22 protein-coding genes, 1 pseudogene and 1 riboswitch are annotated in these 21,258 nt (G+C 37.2%); of the genes and pseudogenes, 4 read left to right on the forward strand and 19 right to left on the reverse strand.

Annotated elements, in window-relative coordinates; genetic code table 11:
* Positions 1-151: 151 nt before the first annotated feature.
* Positions 152-351: riboswitch (cobalamin riboswitch) on the reverse strand.
* 102 nt (positions 352-453) lie between these two features.
* Positions 454-999 (reverse strand): glutathione peroxidase, encoded by a 546-nt coding sequence (locus AC3CH7_RS19760; protein ID WP_289449846.1) that lies wholly within the window; start codon positions 997-999, stop codon positions 454-456.
* A gap of 86 nt (positions 1,000-1,085) precedes the next feature.
* Positions 1,086-1,637, reverse strand: coding sequence for a hypothetical protein (locus AC3CH7_RS19765; RefSeq protein WP_012295875.1), 552 nt, complete (start codon positions 1,635-1,637; stop codon positions 1,086-1,088).
* 90 nt (positions 1,638-1,727) lie between these two features.
* Between AC3CH7_RS19765 and ytvI the strand changes: the two genes are divergently transcribed.
* Positions 1,728-2,786 (forward strand): sporulation integral membrane protein YtvI, encoded by a 1,059-nt coding sequence (gene ytvI, locus AC3CH7_RS19770; protein WP_325882049.1) that lies wholly within the window; start codon positions 1,728-1,730, stop codon positions 2,784-2,786.
* Between the two features lie 83 nt (positions 2,787-2,869).
* Here the strand turns inward: ytvI and AC3CH7_RS19775 are convergent, their stop codons facing one another.
* Both AC3CH7_RS19775 and AC3CH7_RS19780 read right to left on the reverse strand, forming a co-directional pair.
* Complete coding sequence (locus AC3CH7_RS19775) at positions 2,870-4,006, reverse strand: C40 family peptidase (RefSeq protein WP_012295877.1); 1,137 nt, start codon at positions 4,004-4,006, stop codon at positions 2,870-2,872.
* Positions 4,007-4,354: 348 nt separating this feature from the next.
* Positions 4,355-6,343 carry an ABC1 kinase family protein gene (locus tag AC3CH7_RS19780; protein WP_036162384.1) on the reverse strand — a complete coding sequence of 663 codons (1,989 nt, stop codon included), beginning with the start codon at positions 6,341-6,343 and terminating at the stop codon, positions 4,355-4,357.
* Between the two features lie 249 nt (positions 6,344-6,592).
* Between AC3CH7_RS19780 and AC3CH7_RS19785 the strand changes: the two are divergent.
* Positions 6,593-8,286 (forward strand): annotated as a pseudogene (locus AC3CH7_RS19785) (FAD-dependent oxidoreductase).
* 38 nt (positions 8,287-8,324) lie between these two features.
* On the opposite strand, the gene AC3CH7_RS19790 reads toward AC3CH7_RS19785, so the two are convergent.
* The 11 genes from AC3CH7_RS19790 to hmpA all read right to left on the reverse strand — a co-directional run bounded on the left by AC3CH7_RS19790 (position 8,325) and on the right by hmpA (position 15,979).
* Positions 8,325-9,275, reverse strand: coding sequence for a c-type cytochrome (locus tag AC3CH7_RS19790; protein ID WP_031416576.1), 951 nt, complete (start codon positions 9,273-9,275; stop codon positions 8,325-8,327).
* A 231-nt stretch (positions 9,276-9,506) separates the two neighbouring features.
* A complete protein-coding gene (locus AC3CH7_RS19795; protein WP_488381842.1) occupies positions 9,507-10,211 on the reverse strand; it encodes a DsbA family oxidoreductase in 705 nt (234 codons plus the stop codon).
* Between the two features lie 2 nt (positions 10,212-10,213).
* The gene (locus AC3CH7_RS19800; RefSeq protein ID WP_012295882.1) at positions 10,214-10,999 is read right to left on the reverse strand and encodes a sulfite exporter TauE/SafE family protein; all 786 of its coding nucleotides are present in this window, start codon (positions 10,997-10,999) and stop codon (positions 10,214-10,216) included.
* Positions 11,000-11,067: 68 nt separating this feature from the next.
* The gene (locus AC3CH7_RS19805; protein ID WP_012295883.1) at positions 11,068-11,295 is read right to left on the reverse strand and encodes a sulfurtransferase TusA family protein; all 228 of its coding nucleotides are present in this window, start codon (positions 11,293-11,295) and stop codon (positions 11,068-11,070) included.
* A gap of 145 nt (positions 11,296-11,440) precedes the next feature.
* On the reverse strand, positions 11,441-12,568 hold the full coding sequence (locus tag AC3CH7_RS19810) for an MBL fold metallo-hydrolase (protein ID WP_031416578.1): 1,128 nt from the start codon (positions 12,566-12,568) through the stop codon (positions 11,441-11,443).
* Between the two features lie 84 nt (positions 12,569-12,652).
* The gene (locus AC3CH7_RS19815) at positions 12,653-13,048 is read right to left on the reverse strand and encodes a DsrE/DsrF/DrsH-like family protein (protein WP_012295885.1); all 396 of its coding nucleotides are present in this window, start codon (positions 13,046-13,048) and stop codon (positions 12,653-12,655) included.
* 16 nt (positions 13,049-13,064) lie between these two features.
* Positions 13,065-13,613, reverse strand: coding sequence for a sulfurtransferase TusA family protein (locus AC3CH7_RS19820; RefSeq protein WP_031416580.1), 549 nt, complete (start codon positions 13,611-13,613; stop codon positions 13,065-13,067).
* 63 nt (positions 13,614-13,676) lie between these two features.
* A complete protein-coding gene (locus tag AC3CH7_RS19825) occupies positions 13,677-13,976 on the reverse strand; it encodes a rhodanese-like domain-containing protein (RefSeq protein WP_012295887.1) in 300 nt (99 codons plus the stop codon).
* An 11-nt stretch (positions 13,977-13,987) separates the two neighbouring features.
* Positions 13,988-14,329 (reverse strand): rhodanese-like domain-containing protein, encoded by a 342-nt coding sequence (locus AC3CH7_RS19830; protein ID WP_488381843.1) that lies wholly within the window; start codon positions 14,327-14,329, stop codon positions 13,988-13,990.
* 42 nt (positions 14,330-14,371) lie between these two features.
* Entirely contained in the window at positions 14,372-14,632 is a 261-nt protein-coding gene (locus tag AC3CH7_RS19835; protein WP_012295889.1) for a metal-sensitive transcriptional regulator, read from the reverse strand.
* 180 nt (positions 14,633-14,812) lie between these two features.
* A complete protein-coding gene (hmpA, locus tag AC3CH7_RS19840; RefSeq protein WP_036164842.1) occupies positions 14,813-15,979 on the reverse strand; it encodes an NO-inducible flavohemoprotein in 1,167 nt (388 codons plus the stop codon).
* 190 nt (positions 15,980-16,169) lie between these two features.
* On the opposite strand from hmpA, the gene AC3CH7_RS19845 reads away from it, so the two are divergent.
* A complete protein-coding gene (locus tag AC3CH7_RS19845) occupies positions 16,170-16,607 on the forward strand; it encodes an Rrf2 family transcriptional regulator (RefSeq protein ID WP_012295891.1) in 438 nt (145 codons plus the stop codon).
* Positions 16,608-16,655: 48 nt separating this feature from the next.
* Here the strand turns inward: AC3CH7_RS19845 and AC3CH7_RS19850 are convergent, their stop codons facing one another.
* From AC3CH7_RS19850 to AC3CH7_RS19865, 4 genes are all read right to left on the reverse strand, one after another.
* Positions 16,656-17,636, reverse strand: coding sequence for a GNAT family N-acetyltransferase (locus AC3CH7_RS19850; protein ID WP_036164845.1), 981 nt, complete (start codon positions 17,634-17,636; stop codon positions 16,656-16,658).
* 44 nt (positions 17,637-17,680) lie between these two features.
* Positions 17,681-18,058, reverse strand: a complete 378-nt coding sequence (locus tag AC3CH7_RS19855; RefSeq protein WP_012295893.1) for a VOC family protein — start codon at positions 18,056-18,058, stop codon at positions 17,681-17,683.
* A gap of 277 nt (positions 18,059-18,335) precedes the next feature.
* Positions 18,336-18,515: a hypothetical protein gene (locus AC3CH7_RS19860; RefSeq protein ID WP_036164848.1), complete on the reverse strand. Its 180-nt coding sequence runs from the start codon at positions 18,513-18,515 to the stop codon at positions 18,336-18,338.
* Between the two features lie 145 nt (positions 18,516-18,660).
* Positions 18,661-19,155 (reverse strand): DUF1648 domain-containing protein, encoded by a 495-nt coding sequence (locus AC3CH7_RS19865; RefSeq protein WP_197224175.1) that lies wholly within the window; start codon positions 19,153-19,155, stop codon positions 18,661-18,663.
* Between the two features lie 311 nt (positions 19,156-19,466).
* On the opposite strand from AC3CH7_RS19865, the gene AC3CH7_RS19870 reads away from it, so the two are divergent.
* The gene (locus AC3CH7_RS19870; RefSeq protein WP_012295897.1) at positions 19,467-21,161 is read left to right on the forward strand and encodes a methyl-accepting chemotaxis protein; all 1,695 of its coding nucleotides are present in this window, start codon (positions 19,467-19,469) and stop codon (positions 21,159-21,161) included.
* Positions 21,162-21,258 lie beyond the last annotated feature (97 nt).

Here is a 21,258-nt window from a genome sequence, read left to right on the forward strand (position 1 = left end):
CATTTTTCCAAATGAAAATTCTCGCTTGTTCAGTACATAAAAAAACGTCGCTCCTCACGCAAAGGAACGACGAAAATAACATAATGATTGTCATACAAACACGACACTGCCTATGTATTTGCCGTATATCCTCCTAGCTTCCGAAGAGTTGTTATACGTTCAAATAAAGGTCGGTCTCCTGGCTTGTACAATGCTATTATATGAAATATATAATAGCTATAAAGAACCTTCCCATTTCCTACGAAACAGTGGCTAATCTTTATAATGGCTGTACTTACAGTTGCGGAAACAGCTTCGGCTTTTACCGAATTCCCGATTATGCTAGCAAGCACCTTTATTCTGCAAGAATAATTCACTTGTAATGCAGTTTATCATAGATTGATAGGAAAAAATAGTTACGTACAAAAAGGATACTCGTTTTATAGGCGATATCATAGCATTAAAGTTACTCGACTATAATACTTTTTCAATTGCTTGCTCAATATCAAGCTGTGAGTCTGTAGGCTCAAAGCGAGCTACGGTTTTTCCGCTTGCATCTACTAAAAATTTAGTAAAATTCCAGCGAATATTTCGACCATCTAAGAAACTTGGAGCAAATTGAACGATCGCCTCAGCCAGCATTTTCTCCTGCATGCTTGCTTTCCCGAATTCACGGAAATCGACTTCATGTTTTAAATAATTAAATAAAGGATGTGTCGTCTCACCATTTACTTGGATAAGCTCAAAAATGGGGAACGTAACTCCGTAGTTTACTTTACAAAGATGCGCAGTTTCCTCTCCATCTTCTGGATTTTGGTGGCCAAATTGATCGCAAGGAAAACCTAGAACGACAAAATTATTTTTTACATATTTATCGTACATTTTTTGTAAGTCCTCAAATTGATATGTAAATCGGCACTGATTAGCTGTATTAACTATTAGCAATGTTTTACCGCGAAATGTTTCCATTGATAAAATTTCACCATTCGGCTTTCGTACTAAATAATTATAAATGCTCATTCCCTAACCCCTTTTGTTTTTTTATATATTATAATTGACTATTCTCCAATAACCAAAGAGTTTGCACAAAAAACACCATCTCGTTACTAGGAACGGATGGCTGACTTATATTTCTTTTTATATTTAACATTTTGCTCTTCATTAATTAATCGATGTGCTATGTCTAATAATTTAGAATCACTCGTATGATCATATAATTTTTTTAAGGATACAATAATATCATAGCGAATGAGAGTAGGATGCTTCTCATCTAAACAAGTTTGAAATCTCTTGGCTAAAAAAGATACAACTAAATCGCTTTGTACTTGGCCTGCTAAACCAATTTTCCAAATAGCTTGTAATGTATGCCTTGCCGTGACAGGCTTATCATCATAGGTCACAGCCCAAATCTTTAAAAAATCTTCCAATACTCTTTCTTCGGGATCACTGTTTGCAGCTAAAGCACATAAAATTTGCGCAGCAAGTGCACGGGCATGGCCATTTTTATATGTAAGTGCTTGTACAAGCTGTTCCCACACTGCATATGTCCAATCTACGGGCTCCTGCAGAATTTTCATCAGTTCCTCGTAAGATTCATATTGTATATCTCGATTACGCTCTGTTAGATTATTAAAAAGTTGCAAAATCTCTTTTTCCATAATTTATCCCTACCTTTATTGTTTCAGAACGTCATTAAACTTTATTTATGGTACACTTAACTTAATTTTTTTCGCAAAGAAGGTGAGTTTATGAATAAATTTAATGCTAGGAAATTGATTTTTCGATTGCTAGTGATTCTGTCCCTAATTATAGCTGCTTATTTTATTATTCCTGTATCTATGCCGTTAATATTAGCAGCTATTAGCGCATTTTTCCTTGAACCGATCGTCATGTTCTTTAAAAGGCGCTGGAAAATGTCTCGAAAAATTGCAGTTGCCTTTATATACATAGTGAGTGTCATTATAATTTCTATTATTTGCTATATTTCAATTACACAGATCATGACGCAAATAATTTTATTGTCTAAGCAAGCTCCCTATTATATTTCCAAGCTATCAGATATGTGGCTTCATATGCAAGAAAATATTTCTAAATACACTGAAGACTTTCCACCTGAAGTTAGTACTTCGCTTCAAAAAACCACAATGGATTTCATAAAGAAAATTGAAGAAACTTTTTTAAGTTTCTTTAATTATAGCAAAGTTTCAGCCTTCTTTTCAGAGATTCCAAGGCTATTTATCAGTCTTCTCGTCTATATGATTGCCCTATTCCTATTTATGCTTGATCTGCCAAAATTGAAGCGCATTACTTATAAGTATTTAAAGCCTAATACAGCAAAGAAAATAAAAATTATTTTAAACCGTTTAAAGGATGCAACATTAGGCTATATGAAAGCACATTTATTTGTAAGCTTCATTATTGGAGGCGTTACACTTGTTGGACTTTTATTAATCCAGCCGAAATACGCCATAACGATGACTATTATTATTTGGCTGATAGATATAGTCCCTTTTTTAGGCTCCATCATTATTCTAGCACCGTGGGGGTTTTATCACCTTTTAATGGGAAACACAGCTATTGCTGTAAAATTATTCATCTTAGCTGCTATTTTACTCATTATTCGTCGTGTAGTCGAGCCTAAACTGATGGGAGAACATATCGGTTTATCAACTTTACCAACATTAATTGCTATGTTTATTGGTCTACAGTTATTTGGAATTATCGGTTTGCTTATTGGACCCTTTGTCATTATTTTCTTTATCGCCTTGAAGGAAACAGGCATCATTAAAGTGAACTTTAAAATTTAATCCCAATAAAAAGGTCATCTTTGTATTTTTTCTTTACAAAGATGACCTTTTTATCAAGTTAATCGTCTATATAATATGGTGGCTTATTGAATTCGACCAAAGCCTACTAAATATTGATTCCACCAATCAAGTGATTCAATGACAACACCATTATTTTGAGCATCAATCATTGTGTTGTTACCTAAGTAGATACCTACATGCGCTACACCTGAGCCATAGCTAAAGAATACTAAGTCACCAACACGTGCTTCACCAGCAGAAATACGTTGTGTTGCTAAATATTGTTGTGATGCAGTACGTGGTAAAGAAACGCCTGCTTGTTTGTAAGACCATTGTACAAGACCAGAACAGTCAAACCCTGAAGTTGGATTATTACCACCCCATACATATGGACGACCAAGGAATTGTTTTGCTGTAGAAATTGCATCACCTGAAGAGGCAGTACCAGCGCCTGAACCAACGATAATTTTTTGTGGTTGTTCACCATCACCGTTATTTTGAGTAGCTTGTACTACTGGTGTTGCTGCTTGAAGAGCACGTAAACGAGCCGCTTCCTCTTCTGCTGCCTTACGTTCTGCTTCTAAACGCTCTTCTTCCTGTTTTGTAGCAATTTGAGCTTTTAAGGCTAATGATTTTGCTTCATTTTCAGCCTTTTTCACTTCCATTTCGCTTTCTTTTTGTTGAAGCTCTTGGAATTGTTTTTGAAGCTCTTTTTGTTTTTCATCTAATGTAGCTTTTTGTTGCTCTAAGCTCGCTTTGTCAGCTTCTTGTTGATCCACTAATTCTTGGTCCGCATCCATTAATGTTTTAACCGCTACGACACGGTCCATTAAATCGGCAAAGCTTTTTGCTTCAAGAACTACATTTAAATAAACACCGACTGTGTTGTCTTGTGCTTGGTATGCAGCCATACGTTCACTTAAGATTTTAGAACGTTGCTCAATACGTTTTTTTGTTTCAACAATACTAGCATCCACTTCTTTAATTTCCGCTTGTACTTGTTTAAATACTTTTACTTTTTCGTCGATCTCTTGTTGTAATTTCGTTAGTTCTTCTTGTAATTTTTTAACCTGTGCATCTATTTCAGCCTTTTTCTCAATCATTTGTTGAGAAGTTTCTTCAGCATGTACTTCTGTTGGTTGAATTGTATTAAATAATAAGCCGCCTGCTAGTGCTAAAGCTAGCACCATCGACTTACGCCATTTATTGCGCTTACCCACGTACCTTCATTTCCCTTCATTTATCAATTTCGCTCTGAATACTCTATGTAATCTGTTGAACGATTCTATATTTAATCATTTGTTCTTATATATTTGTTTTAGCCTTTTAAAGTTTAGCATTTCCAGCATAACTTTTATACTATTTCCTATCTATTTAATACATTAGTAAAACTCGAAACATTTCTGTAACATTCACGTAAAATACCAATTATTCTACAACGCACTTATTTATTCTACATACATCTGTTTTTAGCTAATTCGACATTAGTCCCACGATCTACTTTGTAATGTTTTTGTAATATTACTCAGAAATGTTTCAAAAAAAAGAGGCAGGGAATTGATCCCTACCTACTGTTTCATGGAACGCAATGCCTGTATTGATAACCTTACTAACAAAATTGCACATAAAAATAACCCTAAATAAGCAGCAGTGTTTAGGTACACTGCATAAGAATCATGAATAAATTGTGAGATTGCCAAAAGGGCAACAGATATAATTCCAAATGTAATCCCTACTAAAAGCAGTACAAATCGTGAAAACAAATGGGTGATGAATCGGGCATTATGTTCATCAGAAAATATATCGTGATGTAAAATAATTTTCCCACTTTCTACACGCTGAATTAGTTGATCCACTCTTCTTGGCATTTTACGCAAAGTTGGTATCAGCATGGATAATTCCTCTTGCAACCGTTCTTTTGTAGCCATAGGTTCTTTAAATGGCTTTAGGAAAGAAGCACGCATATATGTAGCAGAAAAATCTTTAGCTTCCGTAAAAATATCAAAACGTGGATCAATTACCCTTAATGTTCCATCTAATGTCACCAATGAGCGGAGTGCTAAACCTACCGCAGGGTAAAAGGCAAGTCCAAAATCCCGCACCACGGTAAATAAAGCATGTATTAATTCTTCTGTTGGTATGCGATCTACATATGAGATTTTTAGTAAAATTTGATCAATTGCTTGTTCCATTCTTGCGCGTTCCGCATGATCCGCATTTTCCACTAATAGTGTTAAGCCATCGTACAAAACGCTGGAGTCGTTGAGCTGAATACCCATCAAGAATAGCTTTAAACCCTCTTGTTGTGTGGCCCCCAATCTTCCAACTGCTCCAAAATCGAGCAATACGGGTGTACCATCCTTCTCATCAATGTGAATATTTCCAGGATGAGGATCAGCATGAAAAATACCTGAAAAAAGCATCTGTTCGAAAAAAGAATATAATACCGTTCTAGCAAATCGTCTGCGATCAATGGACAGACGATTGAATTCAGCTCCCCCATCCGCCACACTATGTCCACGAATATATTCCATCACAATAATATTTTCATTACTGTAAGCTGTATAAATTTTCGGAATCCGGACCTTATAATCACTTTTAGCTAATGCGTTCTTTACCTGTAGCGTATTACGTACCTCAATATCTAAATGAATCTCCTCACGTAGCCCATCTGCAAATCCACCAGCAAGCTCACGAAAGCCTAGTGACTCTGCCCACGTAGATTTAGATGAAAGCCAATTTGCAAATTCCTCTAATATTTCAAGATCATCGCGCATAATCCCTTTTACTTCAGGACGCAGAAGCTTGACGACAACATCTTCATAATTTTTTAGTCGGGCCTTGTGCACCTGACCGATTGAGGCCGCTGCAATGGGCTCCATTTGAAATTGACTAAATACTTCATCCATAGGTTGAGGAAGTGAGCCCTCTAAAATATCTGTTACTTGCTCTACTGGTAAAGGCTTCACACGATGCTGTAGCCTTTCTAGCTCATCTATAAAAATGGGTGAAAATAATTCTTTACGCGTAGATAGTACTTGTCCAAATTTAATGAATATCCCACCACATTGCTCTAATGTTGCTCGCAATGCAATCGCCAGCTCTTTTTCGTTTTCACGTTGCCTTGCATATTTAATCGTTTGTACGACACCGTTTGTAACAGCAATTTTTAAAACTTGTCGCAATCGTTTCTGCTGTCGCCAATAGCTACGCAGTCGTAATAGCAAAGATTTTTGGCCATTTCTGCGATCTCCCGTTGTTATGCCACTTGGATCAAAGAGCTCAAAAACCAAATACAGCAACATAGAAATGAGTAGCATACTCCCTATCCAAATTAATGTGCTGACCTCTGTTACTGTTTGCATCATTGTTTCAGACAAAAAATCTGTATGACGCAAATAAGAGTACCAGTAAACAAAAGAGGTTAATGTCACACTAATAACGACTGAAAGCACTCTTCGCACAAAATTGATATTTGAGCCAATTAATCGTCCGCTCACAATATAAATCAAACCCGATACTATCATGATTTGGAACAAAAACTTCAAAAAAATCAACAGCGTCACCTCCCATATCAGTTCCATTTCCTACTACTTTAAGTATAGCAAATTTATACATCAACTTGCTGTCACAAGGTACACCTAAGGAAATTTGTTAAGTTATTAACTTGATAAAATACCTTTAGGGGTATATTATTTAATTGTAGTGTTTATACTGCATAATTTATCTATTTAGAGAACTTCAACCTTTATTTAAAAGCACTTATATACCCTATTATGTATTAATTTTAAAAGGAGTGTTTACAATTGAGTAAAAAATTTTTAATAGTTGGTGGCGTTGCAGGTGGGGCATCCACTGCTGCTCGTATCCGTCGTCTCGATGAAAGGGCAGAAATAATTATGTTTGAAAAAGGGCCAAATGTTTCATTCTCTAATTGTTCTCTCCCCTTCCATTTAAGCGGGATTGTTGAAAATAGTGACAAATTAATTTTAATGACGCCTCAAGGCTTTCAAGCAAAATACAATATCGAGGCTCGTGTTCAGCAAGAAGTTGTACGTATTAACCGAGAGCAAAAAACCATCACTATTAAGGATTTAACAATAAATAGAGAGTATGAGGAAAGTTACGATACGTTAATTTTATCTCCAGGAGCAAGTCCTATCGTCCCCGACTTAGAGGGTATTCATTCTGAGCACGTCTTTACCATTAGAAACGTGACTGATATTGAGCGTTTAAATCGATATCTACAAACAGATCATGTACAGGACATTGCAGTGGTCGGCGGGGCTTCATTGGTGTAGAGGTAGCAGAAAATTTGAAGCTAGCAGGCTATAATGTCTCTTTAGTTGAATTCGGCCAACAAATTATGGCTCCTTTTGATGTTGATATGGCTCAAATATTGCACAAGGAAATGATTGATAAGGGGGTTCAAGTCATTGTCAATGACGGTCTTGCAAAGGTTACTCCAGATTATGTGACGCTAAATTCTGGAAAACAATTGACAGCACAAGCAGTAGTGTTAGCGATTGGCGTTCGTCCTGAAATCCACTTAGCTAAAGAGGCTGGGCTAACTATCGGTGAACTAGGGGGCATTCTGGTTGATGCTAATTATGTGACATCTGATCCTTCCATATACGCTGTGGGAGATGCGATTGAAGTATTCCATCAACTTACCCATAAACAGACGCGCCTCGCTTTGGCTGGTCCCGCTCAGCGACAGGCACGTGCTGCAGCTAATCATATGTTTAACATCGCTCAACACAATAAAGGGGTTATTGGATCTTCAAGTGTACAAATTTTCGACCTCGTATGTGCATCAACTGGCTTGAACGAAAAAACAGCTCGAGCAAATGGCTTTCAGTCTAAAAGCGTTTATTTGATAGCTCCAGATAAAGTAGGCTTAATGCCAAATAGTCATGCTCTTCATTTTAAGCTCGTTTATGAAACACCCACAGGTAAAATCCTTGGAGCCCAAGCTATAGGTAAAGGCAATGCAGATAAAAGGATTGATGTGATAGCAACCCTCATCTCCATGGGTGGTACTTTAGAAGATTTGAAGGAGCTAGAGCTATCCTATTCTCCAATGTTTAGCACTGCCCGTGATATTGTCAATTTGGCAGCTCTTGTAGCTCAAAATCTATTACACGGACACTTCAAACAAATAAAAGTAGATGAAGTGAGACCACTTATTGAAAATCAAGCCTACTTCTTAGACGTACGTGAAAAGAATGAATTTGAATCTGGACATCTCCTTCATGCACACAATATTCCTCTAAGTGAACTTCGAGAAAGAATGCATGAGATACCGCAGGATCAACCTGTGTATGTACATTGCCGATCCGGTCAACGTAGCTATAATGCTGTTATGGCCCTTCAGAATAGCGGTTTCTCTAATGTCTTTAACGTAAGTGGGTCATTTCTCGGTATTAGCCTATATGAATATTTTACAGATATCACAACAAACAGAGATAAAATTGTTACTGCTTATAATTTTAAATAACTTAAAAGGGATGCCCATAAAACGGCATCCCTTTTAAGTTAGTTTGTAGATAGTACCTTTTCCCAATCAATAGTACCATTTTTAACTTGCTCACGTTTTTCTTTACTCATAATATCATTTGGTTTTCCGCCTTTTGGCCAGTCTTTATCGTGATTTGGCCATTCAGGGCGATCTTGAGATAAAATAAACGCTGCTAAATCAGCTGCTTCTTGATCTGTTAACGTCCCTGCTGCACCTACTGGCATATTATTTTGAATATAGCCAGCCATTTTTGACATACGTGCCATGCCCGCACCGTCGTTAAAGGAATTATCTCCCCATAATGCTGGACCAGTATTAGCACCCGTTCCAGAGCCATCAGCCGCATGACAAGCTATACAGGACTGACCATAAAGCTCCTCACCATTATCAACATTTGGAATTGGTACATTCTTCATATCACTAGTACCTGCCCATTCTCGTTTTGCTCCAATTGGAACACCTTCAGAAATATATGCAAAATAAGCGACCATAGCCTCTAGCTCATCACTATTCATTTCAAATTTTTTACCATTCATACTACGAACCATACAGCCGTTAATGCGCTCTTCAATTGTAACTACACCACCCGAGCGTCCAATATATTGTGGATAATTGGCCATTACTCCTACTAATGAAGATGCTTGCTCGTCATAGCCAGCACCAGCATGGCAGCTTGTGCATGATAATTGATTCCCAACATATTCGTCCGCCGCAACATGCGTATTATTAACAAGCTCATAGCCGTTTAATATTGCCTCTTTCATAGGTCCTTCTGGCACTTCATCAATACTTGGTGGAGCGTAGACAACTGACTGAGCAGCTGCTGTCGTTGGTAATTGCGCCTGCACTGTCGTATCGTTCTCCTCCACAATCGAATCAACTGTAATTTTGTCACTAATAATTGTTGCTACAAAAATTGTGCCTACTAACAATACTGTCCCTGCTACTCCTGCAACTATAGGTTTCATCTATAATACCCCCCTTTGTATACTCACTTATATTTTAGCAACATAGCATTTTATTGGATGTGATTTTTCTCACACTACTATAAAATAGAACCATTCAGATGATAAAAATGGATAAATTAACCATAATTTATTGTACTACTACACCAAAATCAAGACTTAATACCTCTTGCAGTATGTAGTTGAATCAAAAAAATGTCGAGTACTTTAAGTACTCGACACCCATTCATCAGTTTACAGGTTACACGCCCCATTTGTACACGTATCCTCACCTGTTCCCACTAATTTAATGCTTGGCTGAATTCCCACTATTTTAGCTGTCTGATGTAAAGTTCGCACAAAGACTTCATTTGGCTCTGCCCCTTTAATGCCATAACGATTTTCAAATACAAAGAATGGGACACTTTGTATACCAAGTTGCTGCGCATCATATCGATCCAGGTTTAAAGCCTCAAGAAAGGCATTAGTAGCTAGAACATCCTGCGCCCCATTTATATCTAAGCCTAATTGCCCAATCACTTTTAATAAAAAAGAATCATCATTCACATCTTCGCCAGCCATAAAATGACCAGCCATCAGTGCTTCTGTATATGCCGATGCTTGACCAAATTGCTGCGTCCATTTTGCTAAACGATGTGCTTTTTCTGTGTGAGCTGTTTTCATCTTTTCAAAATTATAATACAACCCAACTTCTGCAGCTCTGGATGCCATATTCGCTGTCATATCATATACATCTTCACGCGTTGCGTTATACTTTATAGCCAACGCGTCTAAAAAAGTCGGTGCATTTACTTTAGGCGTATCCGGAGCTATTTGATAAGCCTTGTATTCAATTTCTACTTGTCCCGAATAGCCACTTGTATCAATTGCACGTTCCAATTCTAGCTTGGCAATATAACAAAATGGACAAGTAAAATCCGTGAAAACTTCAATTTTCAAAGTTATCCCCCCCCAATAATATCTACCCAAATTTTAATGGCAGTAGCCAATATGAGCATTGCCAAAATGCCTTGCAAGCTTTTGGTATTCAATTTTTTCCCAGCCTTTGCACCAAGTGGGGCCGCTATAAGACTGGTAATAATCATTATGAGCGCAGGGAAATATTCAACTTGTCCTGTCATTAATTTTCCAACCATTCCCCCTATAGAGGAGATAAATGTAATCGCTAAACTAGTCGCAATGGTCATACGCGTAGGGATTCCTAAAACCACTAGCATAATGGGGACTAATAAGAACCCACCACCTGCTCCGACAATACCTGAACCAATACCAACAACTACGGCTAATAAAATGGCCAATGTTTTATTAAAAGTAACATCCTGCATAGGTTGATCGTCAATTTGTTTTTTGGGAATAAACATCATGACTGCGGCTATTAAGGCTAGCACACCATAAACTATATTTATGCCTGCCTCTGATAAAAATTTGGAACCAAAACTACCAACAAAACTTCCTGTTAATATAGCACCACCCATATAGATAATGAGTGATTTATTTAAATATCCACCTTTGCGATATACCCATACACCAGCTATGGAAGCAAAAAATACTTGTATGGCAATAATTCCGGAAACCTCATGAGCTGAAAAGGCCATAAATCCTAATAATGGTGGAATATACAGTAGCATCGGGTAATTAATAATGGCACCACCAATACCTAACATCCCTGATACAAACGAACCAAGAAAACCAATCAAAAAGATCGTTAATATCCATGTAATATCCATACATTTTTCCTTCCTTCCGAAAAGTGAAAGAAGGGTTGTTCTATTTAATAGACAACCCTCCATTAGCCTTAAGCTTTCTGAATTAAAAACGTAATAACACCTGCTTCTTCAGATTGATCTAATATATTATGACCTCCAGCTTTTGCCCAAGCAGGAATATCCGCTAAAGCTCCTTTATCTGTCACCTGAACTTCTAAAATTTCTCCAGTATTTAATGTATCTATCGCCTTTTTTGTTTTCACAATGGGCATTGGACACGAAAGACCTTTTGCATCTAATTGTAAATTTGACTTCATATTGATCCCCTTCAGCACGGCAAAGGTTGTAAGCGATTTGCCGGTTCTTCTTGTTATTTTAGATTCCTGAAGGATGAGCACCTTCAATATCTGGAATATCCACATTTATAATACACAGACGTACCTATTGTACTTTTAGCAAATTTTATCGAACAGCACAGCGATTTGGACCGATTTCCATTTCAGTTTGTTCATCTGGTGTGGGAGTTATTTTCCCCATATTTACCTGACGGATTTCTTGATAGGCATTAGGTTGTGGTGGTAATTGATCTGTCACGACACGTTTAAATTCAACTTCATCATAAATATTCAAACCATGATTTTGTACAAATAAATCCCCTAGTCGTTTTGCTACTGTCCCATCTTCGTTAAGTTCATCAATTATCATAAAATGAGCTGGTAACACGATAAGCTCACCCGATAATTCTCGATAACGTTTGTAAAGTGTATCTCGTAAATCTCCAACCCAATCCTCAGCAAGGCCTGCTAAATCAGGACGTCCAATAGAATCGATAAATAAAATATCCCCTGTTAACAAATATTTGCTATCGACTACAAATGATGTAGAACCAATTGTATGACCTGGTGAGTAAATAGCTCCTACATCTATTTTTGAATTACCAATTTGAACAGTCACTCCATCAACTAACGGTATATAGGAAAATACAACCTCTTCTGCATCTTTCGGCGGCAAGTAATAGACCGCACCAGTTGCCTCAGCTATATGACGTCCACCTGAAATATGATCGGCGTGTAAATGTGTATCAAAAACATGTGTAATTTTCACATTCTTCTGTTCAGCGAAACTTATAAATACATCTGTAAAGCGAACAGCATCAATGATAGCTGCCTCACCTTCAGATATCACCATATAAGAAAGACAGCCCTTCCCTAAACGGACAAATTGATACAGCTCTCCCCCACCCGTTAAATCACCCACTTTAATAGGCTCTAAATATTCACTCCAAGATTTCATACCACCTGCTAAATAGGCAACATCTCGACCAGCTTCCGATAGCATTTCAGCCACCATCAATGATGATCCTTCTTTAGCACAAACGACTAGAATTTTTTTATTGGAGGGGATTTTCGGCAAGATCTCCTCAACACCATCTAACAGTTCAAAATATGGTACATTTAAGTACTCAAATCGATGTCCTTCTATTTTCCAGTCTTCAAATGCATCTGCATTACGAACATCTAAAATAAACAATTCTTCATTGTTAATGACCTTTTTGGCAATTTGTGAAGCATTCCATTTCTGCATCGGCATGTATATAACCCCCATAGGTATAATTTCAAAGTTTTTTAGAGCGGAGAGGTATTCCCCTCCGCCTTACTGGTACAAAAGAATTCTTTAGAAAGTTAGTGATGGTGCTGCATCTTTTGCAAACTCAAGGAAAGTAACAGCTCCTCCTACTTCAATACCATCAATAAAATCATCTGTCGATAAGCCCATTACATCCATAGTCATTTGACAAGCAATAAATTTAACACCTAATTCTTGGGCTATGTCCACTAATTGAGGAATGGCAGGAACATTCGCTTTCGCAAAGCCTTCCTCAAATTGCTCTGCTCCAGCAGGTATTGGTAACGCATGCATCCCTTGCTTATGAATGAGATTCAATCCTTCAAACGTGAAGAAAATCGCTACCTCCTTCTCAGAAGCTGCTGCCGCTGTTGCAATATTAAACACCTTATACGCATCAAATAAACCACCGTTACTTGCAATAATTGCTACTTTGTTTGACATAATAAAATTCCTCCTATTAAATGTTTTTTGTTAATTTACCTTGCCAGGATGTCATTCCTGGTAGAACGTTAAAGACCTTTATAAAACCATGTAAGGCTAGCTTCTGTGCAGCCATATCGCTGCGCTTTCCAGTACGACAAATAACATAAATCTCTTGCTCTTTATCGAGCTCTGACAGTCGCGCTTCCAATTCACCCATTGGAATAGATTTAGCGCCCTCAATATGTCCAAAGGCAAACTCTGCTTCTTCACGCACATCAAGAATTAATCCGTCACGATTGATGATTTGCTCTAAATCAATCGTTTGATCAAACGAAATTTCTTCTATTTGATCGTTTGTACATTTGCGAATATAATGCTTGAGCACCCCTTCATTTTCTAAAGTGCCAATATATTGGTGACCTACAGTTTCTGCCCAAGCTGCAATATCAGCTTTAGAGCCTCTATCTGTCGCACATACTTCTAAAATTTGACCGTCTATAAGATCAGCCATTGCTTTTTTCGTTTTAACAATGGGTAACGGGCAAGAAAGGCCCTTGGCATCTAGCTGAAAATCTGCCTTCATTCTCATTACAACCTCCATATACCTATAAGGGTATTATTTTCAACAAAAAAATATAGCTATAAGCTAGTATTGTACTTCGCCCTCCCAGGACAACATTCCACCAACCATATTTGAAACATGAAAGCCTTTACCTTCTAAAATTTCGGTAGCACGAGCACTACGAGCACCTGATCGGCAAACCATAATATACGGTTCATCCTTATTCAAATCCTGTACGCGGAACTCTAATAAACCGAGTGGAATATGGATTATACCCGGAATATGACCAGCCGCTACCTCTTCTACCTCTCGTACATCAATCAGGCTCAGTTTTTTCCCCTGAATGATTGCTTGCTCTACTTCCTTTGCTGTAATTTCCTTCATTTACTTTCCTCCTAATACGCGCTCATTCCACCGCGAACATTGGTAACACGCTCAAAGCCTTGCTTTTTCAATTGCTTGCATGCCTGACTACTACGCATACCACTTTGACAAATCACAACCACTTCTTTATCCTTCGGTAGTTTTTCAAAGCCGGACCCAAGCGGCATATTTTTAAACTGAGAGATATGGCGTCCTTTAAACTCCGCTGGCGTGCGTACGTCGATAAATATCTTATCCTTATCATTCAGCATATTTTTTAATTGGACTGTAGAAATAGATTGAACACCCTTTGTTGGTTTCATTCGCCAAATGAAAAATGCTGCAATAATTGCAATAACGATCCATGTTTCCAAGTTATCACTCCTCCTTTTTTATACGTTAAAGGGTATATAAAACTATCTGCTTTTCACCACTAAATCCATTGCTTCTTGAATGGCTGAGTTCATCTTTTCCGCATTGCCCTCAGCAGTGGTGACACAATCTAATAAATTTTCACTAACAATAACTCCTATTGTCCGATCAACCGCTGAACGCACGGCCGACAGCTGTGTAATCACATCCTTACAGTTTTGACCTTCCTCCATCATGCGTAAGATTCCGCGTAATTGACCTTCCATCCGCTTTACTCGATTAGCTGTTTTAGAGTCATAAGCCATTCTGTTCCAGCCTCCTTTCAAAACGATAGATTGAACTTACTTACGAGATTCATATTATACCCCAATAGGTATATTGTCAACATGAAAGCTTCAACTCTTTTTCTTGAAGACCACTATCGGTATCGACTTATACAAAAAACCCTGCTATGAGTCATTACTCATCACAGGGATTCCACCATATTATTTAGCTAATTGCATAGCCGGTCCGAAGAATTCATAGTGAATTTTTTCATCTTTAACGCCAATTTCTTGTAAGTTTTTAATAACTGCTTCCATAAAGCCTACAGGTCCACATACATAGACATCAGCATTATCAGCCACTCTTTCTGCTAATAATTCTTTCGTAATTTGCTTGTTTTCATCAGAATATAGAGCCGTATACGATGCATTAGGTAGCGCATTTACCTTTCCTTGAATATCATCGCTAAACGCTACAACTTTCTCATTGCGTGCACATTGGATAAAGTTAACTTTATTCGTTGCATCATCTTTTAGGGATTGTAGCATACTGTTTAATGGTGTTACACCTATACCACCACTAACAAATGTAATAGGAGCAGTAGTTTCTTCTAAAACGAATAATCCTGCTGGCACACTTACATCTACTAAATCTCCAACTTGTAAGTCATCATGAATAAAGTTTGACACTTTTCCGTTTGGCGTCTGATCACTTTCACGTTTTACTGAAATACGGTAACCATCTTCTGCACTTGCTTGAGAAAGTGTGTATTGACGGTTCATTAAATACTCTTCACCAGGAACTTTCACACGAATACTAATGTATTGTCCCGGTTCGTAAGCTGGCAATGCTGAGCCATCCTCATTGACAAAATAAACAGATGTAACTAAGTCACTTTCTACCACTTTTTTCGCCACTTTTAATGGTCTAAATAGACGCCATCCACCATTATTTTCCGCTTTTTGGTATAACTCTTCTTCTACTTGAATGAAAACATCTGCAATAACGCCATATGCCTCAGCCCATGCATTAATAATATCGTCTGTCGCCGCGTCGCCAAGTACTTCCTTAATCGCTTTTAGTAAGTTTTCACCAACAATTGGATAATGCTCAGGTAAGATACCTAAACTACGGTGTTTATGTGCAATAAGCATGACTGCTGGTAAAATAGCCTCTAAATTTTCAATATGAACGGCCGCAGCATAAACTGTATTTGCTAATGCTGTTTGCTGACGACCTTTTTCTTGGTTAGTGTGGTTAAAAATATTCAGTAATTCTGGATGAGCTTGAAACATATTTTTGTAAAACGTCTTTGTAATTTCTACACCATGAACTTCTAATACAGGAACTGTTGCCTTAATGATTTGAATAGTTTCTTGTTTTAACATATCGCTTACCATCCTTTCGTGATTACAATATAACGCTTTCATTTTCTTAAAGCAATATGTAAAATACATCTTTAACAAAATGGACATAATTAATGTATTTTAAATACATCTTTAAAAAAGGTTTGAAAATATTATACTTCATTATAAAAATGCTATAATTGTTTTGAATTATAGAAAGTAGGGTGTTCTTATGCGCTTAACTTTATACACAGACTATTCTCTTCGTACGCTTATTTACTTAGGTGCTAAAGAAGATGGCCAATTATCAACTATTCAAGAGATTTCAGAGGCTTATAATATATCGAAAAACCATTTAATGAAAGTGACGCACCAGCTTGGATTGTTAGGCTATATAGAAACAATTCGCGGAAGAGGTGGCGGTATTCGCTTAGCCATCGATCCAAAATCCATCACCATTGGTGAAATTGTTCGTCATACAGAAGAGGATTTTCATTTAGTAGAATGTTTCGATAAAGAGAATAATCTATGTAAAATAGCTCCTGAATGTCAGTTAAAAGGTGTACTATACGAAGCTTTACAGGCTTACTTGACTGTACTGGATCGCTACACATTAGATGACTTTTTACATTCGAAGGAAAAATTAATGGCTCTCCTGCTAGGTAAATAAAAATACCCGCTCAACCTATGTTGGACGGGTATTTCTTTATGAAAATATTCACAATTGCTTAGTAAAGAAAATCATATCTAATGCACGAATGCCGTTTTCATATATGGGCTCTGGATAGACACGAAAGAAATCCTTTTCAATAGACTCCATGCGAAAGCCTGCCTTCTGATAAAAGGCTATATTATCAATACTTGAATTTGCTGTTCCAACTAAAAGCGTTTCATAGCCTTCCTTCTCGCAAAATGTCGTGAGTTGTCTCAATACCTCTTTGCCAAGCCCTTTCCCTTGGAATTTTGGCACAATGGCAATATTCTTCAGCTCGATGGTTGTATTAGATTGAGGGATTAATAATGCTACTCCCGCAAGATTTTCTCCACACTTTACTTCAAATAAGGTACCCTCATCTAGGTATTTTTGGATAGCCTCTTCACTCTCATCTGCAAGTAAAAGTTGTGGTAAAAAGGCCTCTCGACTCCCATTTACTTTTTTTAGAGATGTTCGATATCGTACAAAATCCTCACGTTCAAAAACATTTAAAACACATGGTTGTTTCTCCTTAGCTTCTAACCATGAATGCTCTTCTGGATAATCTTCTTCCACCCCTAATCGAATAAAGCTCAGCTTTTCCTGTGCCTTTTGGGAACGAATATTCACCTTCCTAGCTCCCGCAAAAACGCGCTTTAATCCAAGCTCAAAAAAGGCGATATCTAAAATAGCTGTTTTAGCCTCAAGATTATAACCTTTCCCCCAAAATGGATGGCCGAGCCAAGAACCGATATGACAACTATTTTTTTGTTGGTCTATAAACATTAATGCCGTTACACCGATTAGCTGTCCCTCTTCATTTAAAACAACTCGAGGAACGGTCTTCCCTTCTTCTTCATCGATACATTCACGTTTGATAAAATGTATAGTATCTTCTACTTTACCAACAGGTAACCCAAGTGCATCTCGAACCTGTGGCATAGAAGACAACTCATGCATGGCCTCAGCATATTTGATATCATGTCTCACTAAAGTTACCGTCATCTTCTATTCCCCTTTTATTAACATTCTATTGTCGTACTCCATTCTCAACTATACGATAGCTGCCAGGAGACACCAAAGCGATCCTGAATCCACGCAAATCGCTTTGAAAATCCATAATGATCAAGTGGCATCAACGCTTGCCCACTCTCCACTATTTGGGCTACTAAATTCTTTATTTCTTCCTCAGATTCGCACTCTAGAAAGATAGAGGTCGATGGCGTAAACGAAAAATTATGTTGTATGACACTATCATTCACCATTAGTTTTAACCCCTTTAATTGTAGGGTGGCCATTGCTACCTGCTGAGAATTTTCCATATATTCTACATGCACAACTTCTAAATCTGTAAACCATCGCCGATATTGTTCAATAGCTTCATGTGCTTGCCCTTGAAACATTAAAAAAGTTGTCGCGCTTTTCATCTATTTTTTCGCTCCCTCATCATACATAATCCCTTACACATTGACTATTGGCTTATTTCTTCTTGCCTCTTCCTTTACCATCCATCTTAATACTTAAGACTGAAAAAGTTTCATCTAATGACATTAGGTTAGAAAACTTTAAATCACTACCATCAGCATACCTTTCCTCATGCACATGGATTGCTGAGGAAATTTCATCTCGATAAAAAAATTGTTCATATTTTTATTACCCTTTTTAGGATAAACAAAAAATAAATAGCCTTGCTCCATTAGACTATTATCTATTACCACTTTTTTGTAAATAAGTTACCATGGCATCTATGGAAAACGCAAAAGAAATAATACGGTCATACGGTGCCTCTCTAGAGTGAAAAACATCATCTACTATCGAATGAGGTGGCTGGATATGAATGGAAATAGATAAATCATCCTTTAATTTAAATTTCTTTTGCATCATTTAAACACCTCTTCTCCCCCTCATTTTAAGCCGCTAAAGAAATGCTCATACATTTGCATCTTAGTTTTGATAGTATACTGAATAAATGACAGCTTGGAAACAAAAAATAAACGCTCGAAATATTCCAAGCGTTTACAGTTCAGCTTTATTTTATTTTGCGCGTACCTACTATGCCTTTAATAATCGGCATCATTATCCCAATTATGACAGTTGGCAAGAACCACCATCCTATGGAAGTAGTCTCTCCCAGAGCAATTCGTACCATTTGGAATGATAAGCATGCGAATAAAATAAGACAGAAATTTTTTACTTCGTTTAACATTTTTCTGCTGTTCAAATAAAATGCTGCTACATTCTGTTCATTCAAACGAGCCGGAAAGTTATGGATATGTGGAGCTTTCTCTAAAAGGCTCATTGTTATCCATAAAAACACACCTATAAACGGAAGAATAATGAGCTCTATTTTCGAACCCCATCGATCAACCTCACCTTTACCATCAAAATGAACAGGAATTTCTTCAGGCAATTTACCCCACATAACTGAAATATAAAGGATAGATAAGAGGAATATTATAACTCCAATATAATCACAAACCTTTTCAGACTTTGTTTTAGGTATTTTTAAAATAGGCCTATACATTACCTGCCACCTCAGTTCATCTTCATATGTAATTTACGTTTTGACTTCTCTATAAGTTTCAAAATTTATGAATATTGGCTTAATATTCAATATACACCATTAACTATCGCTTTATTTCTAGCATATTTTAGCAAAAAATCTTCTTTTTTTATTACTTCAATCACAAATTTCTGCCACCTTTAAACTATTTATTACAGTAGAAATACTCATAATACTTTGTAAAATTCATATTTTCTGATATAAATGATATATATACATATTTCATTAATTTGTAACATTTCTACTAAATACTGAGAAAGGAAATTTCATCTATGCGATTTACTATCTACAAGAAATTATTACTCGGTTTTTTTATAGTTATTTTAGTTCTAGTTGCTACTATCGGCTTAAATATAAAGCAGCTTGATTCTGTGAACAAAACTTATCGTACATTATTGGAGGAGCAAACAACTAAATCTATCGCTATTCAGGAATTACGCGTTATTGCCAAACAAGAGATTGTTAGTTTGCGTGGCTATTTACTGCTTGGAGATAAACAAAATCTCCAAAGCAATCAAGACTCTCGGACAGAATTTAAACAAAAATCTGAAGAGCTCATGGCATCTCTGACGACCGAAAAATCCATTAAATTTCTAGAAGCTATTAATAAAAGCGAGCAAAATGTTCAGCAGTTTGCCGATCGTATGTTTGAGTTAAAGGCTTCAGGTGAAACGGAAAAGTACGAAAAGCTCGATAGTACGCAAGGGCGGCTCATTATTAAACAATTTGACGAACGCGTTGAAAACCTTTCCAATTATCAACATGAATATATTGACGGAAAAATTGCTGCCACATCTCAACAAATTCAAGATATTAAGTTCCAAATGATACTTCTTGGGGTTCTTGCAGTTGTCATAAGTCTGATAATTGCAATGGTTGTTGGTAGTCTAATGTCTCGACCAATTAACGGTATGGCTAAGGCAGCTAAAAAAATAGCAGAAGGTGACTTAACGGCTGAACAGATTCGTATTAAAAATCGTGATGAAGTGGGTGACTTAGCCCAAGCATTTAATCAAATGGCCGTTAATTTGAAAGATTTAATTACAAATGTACGTCACAACACTGTACAAGTTAGTGGCTCTGCTGCAGAATTAACAGCAAGTGCTGACCAAACCATCCAAGCGACAGAGCAGATTACTTCTTCGATTCAAGAAGTGGCAAGTGGCTCTGAAGCTCAAGGTAAAAATGCTACAGAAAGCTCTGAAGCGATGAAAAATATGACAAAGGGCATACAGCAATTAGCATCTACTACGGCGGCGGTTTCGGAACTAGCAATGGAAACGAATTCAGAGGCTCAAAAGGGCAATAAATCATTACATCGAGTGATTTCACAAATGACTACTATTAATACTGCTGTATTAGAATCTGCAAGCGTAGTTAAGAATTTAGACGGTCATTCTATAGAAATCGGTAACATTATTGGCATTATTACAGATATTGCAGAGCAAACAAATTTATTAGCACTCAATGCCGCTATTGAGGCAGCTCGTGCGGGTGATCACGGGAGAGGCTTTGCCGTCGTGGCAGACGAGGTGAAAAAGTTAGCAGAGCAATCCAAAAAATCTGCAGAGCAAATTGCTACGTTAATAGCAGAAATCCAACAAGATACAAACCGTGCTGTAAAGGTGATGGATACAGGGACACAAGAGGTTCAAATCGGTATGCAGGTGGTACAGGTAGCTGAAGAAGGCTTCTCTAAAATTGTAGAGTTAATTGAACAAGTGTCCATGCAAATTCAAGATGCTACTACAGTTTCAGAAGAAATGTCATCCAGTGCGGAACAAATTTATGCATCCTTCGATGAAATAGCAACAATCGCTCAAATGTCTTCTAGTAATTTACAAAATGTCGCTTCTGCCTCTGAGGAGCAGTTAGCAACTATCGAGGAAGTCGCTGCTTCCGCAGCAACACTTTCAAATATGGCTGAGGAGCTTCAAACAGAAGTCTCTCGCTTTAAAATAGAATAAATGAAAACTGCTCGAATTCCTTCTAGGAAACGAGCAGTTTTTTTCTATATATGTATAGGCTTTCACTCACTTATATTTTTCATATAATGGCTGCTTC

It is taken from the genome of Lysinibacillus sp. F12, assembly GCF_057773605.1.